The 9425-nt window shown below is 71.5% G+C and carries 9 protein-coding genes, 1 tRNA gene and 1 pseudogene; 6 read left to right on the forward strand and 5 right to left on the reverse strand.

The window, feature by feature from the left end; translation table 11 throughout:
* Positions 1-1453, reverse strand: a pseudogene (locus AB4112_RS35530) (hypothetical protein); the annotation flags it as partial.
* A 134-nt stretch (positions 1454-1587) separates the two neighbouring features.
* Here AB4112_RS35530 and AB4112_RS35535 point away from each other — a divergent pair.
* Positions 1588-1662 (forward strand) — tRNA-Gln (locus tag AB4112_RS35535).
* 106 nt (positions 1663-1768) lie between these two features.
* Positions 1769-1990, forward strand: coding sequence for a hypothetical protein (locus AB4112_RS35540; protein WP_309798804.1), 222 nt, complete (start codon positions 1769-1771; stop codon positions 1988-1990).
* On the opposite strand, the gene AB4112_RS35545 is transcribed toward AB4112_RS35540, so the two are convergent.
* Both AB4112_RS35545 and AB4112_RS35550 read right to left on the reverse strand, forming a co-directional pair.
* Positions 1991-4123: a CHASE2 domain-containing protein gene (locus AB4112_RS35545; protein ID WP_309798806.1), complete on the reverse strand. Its 2133-nt coding sequence runs from the start codon at positions 4121-4123 to the stop codon at positions 1991-1993.
* A gap of 4 nt (positions 4124-4127) precedes the next feature.
* The gene (locus tag AB4112_RS35550) at positions 4128-4841 is read right to left on the reverse strand and encodes a Crp/Fnr family transcriptional regulator (protein WP_309798807.1); all 714 of its coding nucleotides are present in this window, start codon (positions 4839-4841) and stop codon (positions 4128-4130) included.
* 137 nt (positions 4842-4978) lie between these two features.
* Between AB4112_RS35550 and AB4112_RS35555 the strand changes: the two genes are divergently transcribed.
* Positions 4979-5614 (forward strand): FecR family protein, encoded by a 636-nt coding sequence (locus AB4112_RS35555; RefSeq protein WP_309798809.1) that lies wholly within the window; start codon positions 4979-4981, stop codon positions 5612-5614.
* Between the two features lie 67 nt (positions 5615-5681).
* Here AB4112_RS35555 and AB4112_RS35560 read toward each other — a convergent pair whose 3' ends face one another.
* The gene (locus tag AB4112_RS35560) at positions 5682-5936 is read right to left on the reverse strand and encodes a hypothetical protein (protein ID WP_441727141.1); all 255 of its coding nucleotides are present in this window, start codon (positions 5934-5936) and stop codon (positions 5682-5684) included.
* Positions 5937-6079: 143 nt separating this feature from the next.
* On the opposite strand from AB4112_RS35560, the gene gpt reads away from it, so the two are divergent.
* From gpt to AB4112_RS35575, 3 genes are all read left to right on the forward strand, one after another.
* Positions 6080-6571: a xanthine phosphoribosyltransferase gene (gene gpt / locus AB4112_RS35565; RefSeq protein ID WP_309799089.1), complete on the forward strand. Its 492-nt coding sequence runs from the start codon at positions 6080-6082 to the stop codon at positions 6569-6571.
* 12 nt (positions 6572-6583) lie between these two features.
* Positions 6584-7744, forward strand: a complete 1161-nt coding sequence (locus AB4112_RS35570) for a M24 family metallopeptidase (protein ID WP_441727143.1) — start codon at positions 6584-6586, stop codon at positions 7742-7744.
* A 360-nt stretch (positions 7745-8104) separates the two neighbouring features.
* Entirely contained in the window at positions 8105-9067 is a 963-nt protein-coding gene (locus AB4112_RS35575; protein ID WP_441727145.1) for a helix-turn-helix transcriptional regulator, read from the forward strand.
* Positions 9068-9171: 104 nt separating this feature from the next.
* On the opposite strand, the gene AB4112_RS35580 is transcribed toward AB4112_RS35575, so the two are convergent.
* Positions 9172-9425 (reverse strand): transposase (locus AB4112_RS35580; RefSeq protein ID WP_441727147.1); only part of this gene is annotated, 254 nt, incomplete at its 5' end.

Raw genomic sequence — 9425 nt, forward strand, 5'->3', positions numbered from 1 at the left:
GTGCCGTGGTCACAGGCGCCTGGGCGGCCGGTGCCGGGGCGTCGGCGGCCAGCGATGGGGCCGATCCGGCCGATCCCGGCGGTGCCAGCTGCGCTGCCAGCGCCCCCAGGGCCTGGTCCGCCTGGGCAGCGGCCGGGGAGGTGTCGGCCGGGGCCACCGCCGCGATGCCGGGGGCGGCCGGCGCCACGGTGACGAAGCCGGTGCGCGGCGCCGCCGCCTGCTCCTGCAGCCGGGCCAGCGCCGCCTTGGCGTCCTCGCTGCCGGCATCGGCGGCGACGCGGTACCAGCCGGCGGCGGCGCGCGGGTCTGGCGCGCCGGTGGCGCCCGTTTCGTACAGCCGGCCCATGTTGTAGGCACCGCGGGCGTTGCCGTTGGCACTGGCCTGGCGGAACCATTTCAGCGCCTCGGCCGGGTCGGCGGCCACGCCGGTGCCGTTCAGATAGGCCAGGCCGAGCGCGTTTTCGGCATCGGGATGGCCGGCCTCCGCCGCCTTGCGGAAGCGTTCGGTCGCCGCGGCCGAATCCTGCGGCACGCCCAGGCCCCGCTCCAGCAGAACGCCGAGATTGTAGGTGGCGTTGGCGACGCCCTGGTCGGACGCGCGGCGATACCAGTAGGCGGCATGCTCGAAGCTGCGCGGCACCTGGACGCCGACCGCGTAGAAGGTGCCGAGGTCATGCTCCGAATTCGCATCCCCCGCGATCGCCTTGCGGGCCAGGGTGCGCAGTTCCGCCGAGGCGGTGTCGGGCAGTGGCGCCTGGGCCGCCGGATCGTCGGCCACGGCCGCGGCGCCGGGTGCCGCAGCCGGTGGGGGAGTGGTCGCGGGCTCGTCGTCGGGCGTCGTCGAACCCTGTGCCGTGTCCGGCTCGGTCTTGGCCGGCGTGGCGGCTGGCGCGGGGGTCACTTCCTGCTGCGCCGTCGTGATGGTCGCGGCGGCGACCGGCGGTTCGGCCGGAAGAGACGGGGCTGCCGGAGTGGGCATGCCAGCCTGGGGTGCCGCTGCGGTCTCGGTCGTTGCCGGACCTGGCGGCGCGTCGGCGGCGGGTGCAGGTGCGGGAGTGTCGATCGACGGCGCCTCCTTCGCCGCAGGCTGTGGGGCGGCCGGCGCCTGCTGCGCCGCGACCGACTTGGTCTCGGCGGCCGACGGCTTGGTCGACGGTGCCGGGCTGAGCGGTCCGCGTTGGCCGAAGCCATCGGCGGCCAGCCAGCCGGCGCCGAGCAACGCGATCACGATTGCGACCGCCCAGCCGGTGAACCCGCCGCGGCGGCGCGGCGGCGCCGCGGCCTCCGCCAGCCTCTCGTTCATCGCGCCGATCTCGCCCCGCGCGGTCGCCAGCTCCTGCTGCAGCCGCACGACGCTGTCGCTCAGGGACTTCAGCCGGGCTTCGTCCGGCGTCTCGGGTGCCTGCTGCGCTGGGAAATGCAGGGGATCATCTGGGGGCCGCTCGCCGCTCATGCCGTGACCTGCCTCGATCGTTGCCGTGACTCGTGCCGCCCCCGCATATGGGACTAGTCTTCTATTATGCCGAGGGCGGGTCGGCAACGCGCGGTTGCGGTGCCGGATCGGCTGAGCTATCTATCGCGGCCGATTGGGGCGTCGCCAAGTGGTAAGGCAACGGGTTTTGATCCCGTCATTCCTAGGTTCGAATCCTAGCGCCCCAGCCAGCTCCCTTTTCTCCCAGCAGATCGCCGGCCCGGCGCCGGGCCCCTCATCCGCAATCCCTCGGGAACCTGCGGGCATGCTTGGTCGTTGGTGCTTCAGGAGGAACGGATGATGCTCGCAATTCTCTGCGGCGGTGTCGTTCTCGCCGCCGTCTACGGCCTCGCCCTGTGCCGCGCCGCCTGGCGCGACGAGGAGGGGATGCAGCCGACCCAAGTTTCGCATCGCTGGGTGGTCCAGCCGCGCCGCTGGAGCGTCCTGGCGCCCACCCGCCAGACGGTGGAAATCAGATCGTCGCGGCCGCGTCGGCACGGGGCGCCCTACCAGTTCTGATCAGTCGATGGTGATCAGGTCGCCGTCTGCTGTGCCCTTGGCCAGGCGCCGGGCGTGCAGCCGGGCCAGCGGGTCGTCGGGATGGGCGGTCGCCAGCGCTGCGAACATCTCGCCGGCCGCAGCCTCGTTCCGGCACATCGCCGCATGGGCCGCCGCATAGGCTGCGGCCGGCGCGGTGCACAGCACCTCCGGAAACACCGTCTCCAGCGGCGTGCTCAGGCCGCGCAGCAGCAGCCGCCCGATCGGCCGGAACACCTGGCCGGGGCAGGCGGCGGCGGTGGCCGTCGCGATGCACAGCGGCGTGCCCAGCCGCTTGTTGGCATGCTCCAGCCGGGCCGCCATGTTCACCACATCGCTGTAGGCGGTGTAGTCGAAATGGTGCTTGCTGCCGAAATTGCCGACCACGGCGCCGCCGGTGCTGACGCCGATCCGGGTGTCGCCGAACGGCATGCCCTCGGCCCGGCGGGCGGCGGCGAATTCGCTGGTGAAGCGATGCACCGCCAGGGCGCAGCCGACGGCGCGGGCGGCGTGGTCGGGCTGGTCCAGCGGCGCGTTGAACATCGCGTGCAAGGCGTCGCCGACCATCTTGTCGATGGTGCCGCCGGCCGCCAGCACGCAGTCGCAGACACCGTCGAAATAGGCGTTCAGGGTGCCGACCAGCAGGTCCGGCCGCACCGCCTCGCTCAGCGCGGTGAAGTTGGCGATGTCGGTGAACAGGAACGACATCTCCCGCCATTCGCCGCCCAGCCGCAGCCGTTCCGGATGCTCGGCCAGCCGGGCCACCAGGGTGGGGGCCAGATACTGGCCGAAGGCGGCGCGGATGCTGCGGCGTTCGCTCTCGACCCGCCACTGCGCCGTCGCCGCCACCGCGCCATGGGTCAGCAGCAGGCCGAGTGCCGGCAGCGTCGGGTCGAGCAGCAGCCCCGCCCGGCTGAAGGCCAGGAAGGCGCCGACGGCGATGCCGGCGGCGGCCAGCGCCACCAGCCCGGCCGCGACCAGCGCGGGCAGGCGCCGCCATGACGCGATCAGGCCGAGGCCCAGCACCAGCAGCAACGTCCCCTCCAGCCCCACCGCCCATGCCGGCCGCGTCAGATAGCGGCCGAGCAGCATCTGCTCCAGGATCTCCGCATGGGCGGTGACACCGGCGATGCGGTCGTGCAGCGGGGTCAGCACGGTGTCGCCGAACCCTGCCGCGGTCACGCCGATCAGCACGACCCGGCCGCGCACCGCGGCGGCGACCGTGGCGTCCGGCGTGGCGGGGTCGAGCATCTGCCAGGCCGGCACCTCGCGGGCCGGCGCGTCGGGCGCGAAATGCAGCCAGATCCGGCCGTCCGGCGCCACCGGCACGATCGCGGTGCCGACCCGGACCACCTCCAGCCCCATCGCCGCGGTCGATGCCCGCAGGGTGATGGTCTTGGCGTCCTGGGCGACCCGCAGGGCCTCGACCGCCAGCGACGGGATCGGGGTATCGCCCAGCAGGGCGACCACCGGCAGCCGCCGCAGCACCTCGTCGCGGCCGGACGGGGCGCCGATGCTGCCATTGCCCCAGGCCGCCTCCTCGAACATCGGCAGGCTCGGCACCGCGCCGGCGAAATGGTCGAGCTGGGCGCGGACCGGGCCGATCTCGGCGAAGCTGGCGGTGATGCGCGGCGCCCGGCCCGGCATGTCGCTGATGGCGAAGGCGACGACGCTGGGCGCCTGGGCCAGCGCCGCGGCGAAGTCGCGGTCGGGGTCCGGCAGGCCGGCGGTCAGCGCCGCCAGCGTGGCCGGGTCGGCGTGCCCGGCCAGCAGCTCGGCAATCCGGGCGGGGGCGGACCGGTCGGGTTCGGCCAGGACCAGGTCCAGGGCGATCGCCGCGGCCCCGGCCTGGCCGAGCCGCTCGACCAGCCGGGCCAGGCGGTCGCGCGGCCAGGGCCACTGGCCGACCCGGCGCAGCGACTCCTCGTCGATCGCGACGACGCGGACCGGCACATCCGGGTCGTAGGGCCGCGGCGCCATCCGCTGGAACAGGTCGAAGCTCTGCAGCCGCAGCGCCTCCAGGGGCGCGGGGTCGGCGACGCGCAGGGCCAGCAGCCCGGCCAGGACCACGAGGCCCGGCAGGACCGGGCCGAGGCGCCGCCACAAGGCGCGCATCAGGTCACGGCGCTCCCATGTCGGCGATGTCGGCCAGCGCGTCGCGGTCGCGGATCCCCAGCGCGCCGTCCTCGCGGGTCAGCAGCCCGTCGGCGACCCAGCGGCCGAGCTGCAGGTTGACCTTCTCCCGGCTCGCCCCGATCAGCTGGCCGAGATCGCGCTGCGACAGCGACAGCGGCAGCAGCATCTGGCCGGCGCCGGAGCGGGTGCCGTGGGTCTCGGACAGCGCCAGCAGCAGCCGGGCCAGCCGCGACGGCAGGGCCAGCAGGGCCACGCCCTCCAGCTGGTCGCTGGTGCGCCGCAGCCGGGCGGACAGCAGTTCCAGCAGGCGGATGCAGGCCTCGGGCGAATCCCGCAGCACCGGCACCATGTCGCGGCGCTCGAGGATCAGCAGCCGGCAGTCGCCGAAGGCGACGGCGTCGGCGCTGCGGCCGCGGCCGTCCAGCAGGGACATCTCGCCGAAGATCTCGCCCGGCTCCAGGATGGCCAGCAGGATCTCGCGGCCCTGCGGCGAGGTCAGCCGCAGCGCCACCCGGCCGGCGACGACGATCATCAGGCTGGTGCTGTCGTCGCCGCGCAGGAAGATGGTGCCGCCATCGTCGCAGTTGCGCTCGCTCAGATGCGCGGCCAGGGCATCGCGCTGCGCCGGCGGAAACGCAGCGAAGAACGGGGTTTCGGACAGTAAACGACGCTTTTCCGCCGGCTGAACGCTGACCACTCGGGCTCTCCTGGCATCGCTGCGCCAGGATAGGGGCTCGCCGCCGCGACGGGAAGGCCGGTTGCGCGGTGCGATGACGGGCGTCACACTCCGCGCCCTGATTATGCCCGATCATCTCGTTTCGAAAGGAGACTGGGATGACACCGATATCAAGAGTCCTCGCGCTCGGCCTGGCCTGCCTGCTGCTGCCGTTCGCCGCGGCGGCGGCCGAGGACCGGTCCAAGGTCGGATCGGTCGACCGGCTGGAGCCGGCGGCCGGGGCGCAGTACCAGGGCCAGGACCGGCTGCTCGACCCGGCCTCGCCGGTGTTCCGCGACGACCTGCTGTGGACCGGGCCGCAGTCGCGTCTGCAGGTCCGGCTCGACGATGGCACCGAGCTGACGCTGGGGCCGGCGGCGCGGCTGGTGGTCGACCGCTTCGCCTATGGCGGGGACAGCGGCGGCGGCGCGCAGCTGGCGCTGCGCCGCCTGCAGGGCGCCTTCCTGTTCGTCGGCGGCGGCATCGAATCCGTGCCCGGCCGGCGCCTGTCGATCGAAACCGGAGTCGCCACGCTGGGGGTGCGCGGCACCCGCTTCTTCGCCGGCCCGATCGACGGCGCCTTCGGCGTCTTCGTCTTCGCCGGCGCGGTCGACGTCACCACCGATGGCGGCACGGTCTCGCTCGGGCCGGGCGACGGCACCATGGTCACCACCCGCAAGGCGCCGCCGGACGTGGTCAAGCGCTGGCCGGCCGCCAAGATCCAGCGGGCGCTCGACATCATCAACTTCCGCTGAGGGCGGCAGGCGGCGCAAATCGAGGCGATGTCTGGGCCGGGCCCGGGCGTCGCCGGCGGGACGCGGCCTACAGCCCGAGTTCGCGCTTGATCTCGGCCAGGGTGGCGCAGGCCTTGTCCGGATCCTTGGCGCTGATCGACGGGATCGACTGGATCTTGGCGGAGATGGCGGCCAGCTTGTCCTCGGGCAGCGACCCGTCGCGCACCTTCGACCCCCAGGCGGCGACCACCGCCGCGGATTCGGCGTTGACGTCGCAGGAGGCCGCCAGCGCCGGCGCGGCGGCGAAGGTGATAAGGCCGGCGATCAGGACGAGGCGGAGCATTTCCCACTCTCAAGGTCGTATGGCAGCCGGTCGGCTGCAGCCGAGGTATCCCCCGGCAGCATGGCGACATCAAGGCGATCACCCTTCCGGCGCCGTCGCGGTTGCGCTATGAAGCCCAATTCCCAGGTGGCGGAGTGCGAGACATGGCCGAGAATCCCAGCTTCCGGAAGGACTTCCCGGTCTCCTGGGAGGAGTTGCACCGCAACGCCCGCGCGCTGGCCTGGCGCCTGGCCGAGCTGGGGCCGTGGAAGGGCATCGTCGCCATCACCCGCGGCGGGCTGGTGCCGGCCGCGATCCTGGCGCGCGAACTCGACGTCCGGCTGATCGACACGGTCTGCGTCTCGACCTACGACCACCAGGACAAGCGGGAATCCAAGCTCCTGAAGGCGCCGATCGAGGGCGACGGCGAAGGCTGGCTGATCGTCGACGACCTGGTCGACACCGGCCGCACCGCGCGCGTGGTGCGCGACCTGCTGCCGAAGGCGCATTTCGCCACGGTCTACGCCAAGCCGGCCGGGCGGCCGCTGGTCGACACCTTCATCACCGAGGTCAGCCAGGACACCTGGATCTTCTTCCCCTGGGACATCGAATACCGCTACGCCGAGCCGATCGCCGAGATCCGCCAGAAGCGCTGAAGCGAGACCTCCATGCCGATCCATTTCGAGGCGTCTGAGCTGGCGGACCGCCGCCGCCGCGTCTGTGCCGAAATCGCCGCCCGCGGCCTCGACGGCCTGCTGGTGTTCCGGCAGGAGTCGCTGTACTGGCTGACCGGCTACGACACCTTCGGCTATGTCTACTTCCAGTGCCTGTGGCTGAGCGTGGACGGGCGGATGACGCTGCTGACCCGCTCCGCCGACGAGCGGCAGGCGTACTTCACCTCGGTGATCGAGGATGTGCGCGTCTGGGTCGACCGGGCGGGGTCCGAGCCGGCGGACGACCTGCTGGCGATTCTGGACGAATACCAGGTCCGCGACGGCAAGGTCGGGGTCGAATGGGACGCCTATGGCCTGACCGCGGCGCTGGGTTTCCGGCTGAAGGCCAAGCTCGACGGCTACGCTGCGCATGAGGATGCCTCCGACCTCGTCTCGCGCTTCCGGATGGTCAAGAGCCCGGCCGAGCTGGTCTACGTCCGCGAGGCGGCGAAGCTGGCCGACGCCGCCTACCAGGCCGCGATCGACCTGACCGCGCCGGGCGCCTTCGAAGGCGACATCCTGGCGGCGATGCAGGGCGCGGTGTGGCGCGGCGGCGGCGACGACCCGGCCAATGAGTTCATCATCGGCTCGGGCCCCGGCGCGCTGATGTGCCGGTACTTCACCGGCCGTCGTCACCTCTCGGCCGAAGACCAGCTGACGCTCGAATTCGCCGGTACCTACCGGCACTACCACGCCTGCCTGATGCGCACCCTGCTGGTCGGCAAGGCGTCGCCGGAGCACAGGGCGATGCACCAGGCGGCGGTGGACGCGCTGGAGGCGGCGAAGGCCGCGCTGCGGCCGGGCAGGCCGCTAGGCGACGTGTTCGACGCCCATGCCCGGGTGGCGGATGCCGCCGGGCTGCGCCATGCCCGGCTGAACGCCTGCGGCTATGCGCTCGGCACCACCTTCGCGCCGAACTGGATGGACGCGCCCAGCCTGTCGATGTTCTTCCACGGCAACCCGACGCTGGCGGAGCCCGGGATGGTGTTCTTCATCCACATCATCCTCTACGACAGCGACCGCGGCCTGGCCATGACCTCGGGCCAGACCGTGCTGGTCACCGACACCGGCTGCGAGGCCCTGACCCTGGCGCCGACCGACCTCGTCGTCGCCTGAGCCGCGCCGTCTTCGGCACTGGAATGAGATGGGCCGGGGCCGCCCCCCTCACCCGGAAATCCCCAGGGATTTCCGGCCTCTCCCCAAGGAGAGGTGAATCGGCGCCGCGCTCCATACCTCCCCGACGATCCACCCTTGAAGGCCGAGACCAGACGAGCGCCGACAGTTTCCTGCAGATCGACCTACATATCTGATCGGACGGCCGCTGCGCGAAGTCCTTTCAGCGTGCCCTGAAATCCAGCTCAGGGATCAAGGCATGATCCGTCTGGCGGATTCACGGGTTGGTCTTGTAAGCAGATTGCCATGCAGAACACGGGCAAATCGCGGGCCGGGAGCGGACGGGGCGAGCGGACCGATTCGATGATCGCCGGCTCTGCCTCGAAGCTCTCCGCCGCCGACCTCGACACCCTCATGCGGGCGCTCGAGATCGACGTCATCGCGCTCACCGAGATGCTGATTCCACCGGACCATCGCGCCGAGATGGGGACGATCGACGCGCCGGCGATCCATTACACCGTCAGCGGCAGGGGACGGATCTCGATCGGCAACGGGCCTTCGATCCCGCTCGAGCCCCATCTGCTCATCATCAAGCCTCCGAACACCCCGTTCGCGATCGAGGTCGACGGAGCCGGTGGCCCGAAGACGCTGATCACCCGCGATTGCTGGCAGCGGCATGACGGCGTGCTGCGCATCGGGATGCCGGCCGGTCAACCCGAGATCATCCAGATCTGCGGCTTCTTCAACGCATCCTTCGGACAGTCCGTCGGGCTGTTCCGCGAATTGCAGGAGCCGGTGGTCGAGAAGTTCGAGCCGACGGACAAGATCGGCCTGAAGCTTCGCGAAGCGATCGAGGAGCTTTGCGCGCAGGAACTCGGCATGGGCGCCATGACGGCGTCCCTGCTGAAGCAGGTCATCGTCGCCCTGGTGCGGCGGTCGATGAAGTCCTCGCGCCGCTGGACCGACCGGTTCTCGATCCTGGCGGACCGGCAGATCACGCGAGCCTTCGCCGAGATGGTGGCGCGCCCGGGGGCCGCCCATACGGTCCAGAGCCTGGCGCACAGCGCGGGGCTGAGCCGGTCGGCCTTCATGGCGCGGTTCTCGGAGGTCTTCGGCCGTTCGCCGATGGCCGTCGTCCGGGATCTCAGGATGCGGCAGGCGGCGCTCGAACTCACCACGACCTCGGCCCCGGTCGACGTCGTGGCCTACAACGCCGGCTACGAAAGCCGCTCGAGCTTCGTGCGCGCCTTCCGCAAGGCCTACGATGCCGATCCCAGCGACTACCGGCAGAGCGCGAAGACCGATGAGGCGGATGGGGACGCCTGAGCCAAACGCGGCGTGAGCTCCAGCACACCCGCGCCGCGACCCAACTGAGGCGGTGAGTTGTTACCTCTCCCGCTCGCGAGACCTTTTCACAAACCCTCAACTCGTCATCCCCGCGAAAGCGGGGATGTGGACTCACATTTGAAGTGCAACAGTGAGGAGAAGACCTCGGCAGGTGTGCGGAAGTCCAGGCATTGCCGAGGGGTGTGGTTGTAGCGTCTGGCGATGCGGATGAGATCGAGGGGCTGGAGGACGGAGAGATCGGTTCGCCTTGGCAGGTCTCGTCGCAGTCGTCCGATGGCGTTTTCGATGCCGCCTTTCTGCCAGGGTGCGTGCGGATCGCAGAAGAAGGTCTGGATGT

Source organism: Inquilinus sp. 2KB_23, from assembly GCF_052115705.1.
In the GTDB taxonomy this organism is placed as follows: Bacteria; Pseudomonadota; Alphaproteobacteria; order DSM-16000; family Inquilinaceae; genus Inquilinus; species Inquilinus ginsengisoli_A.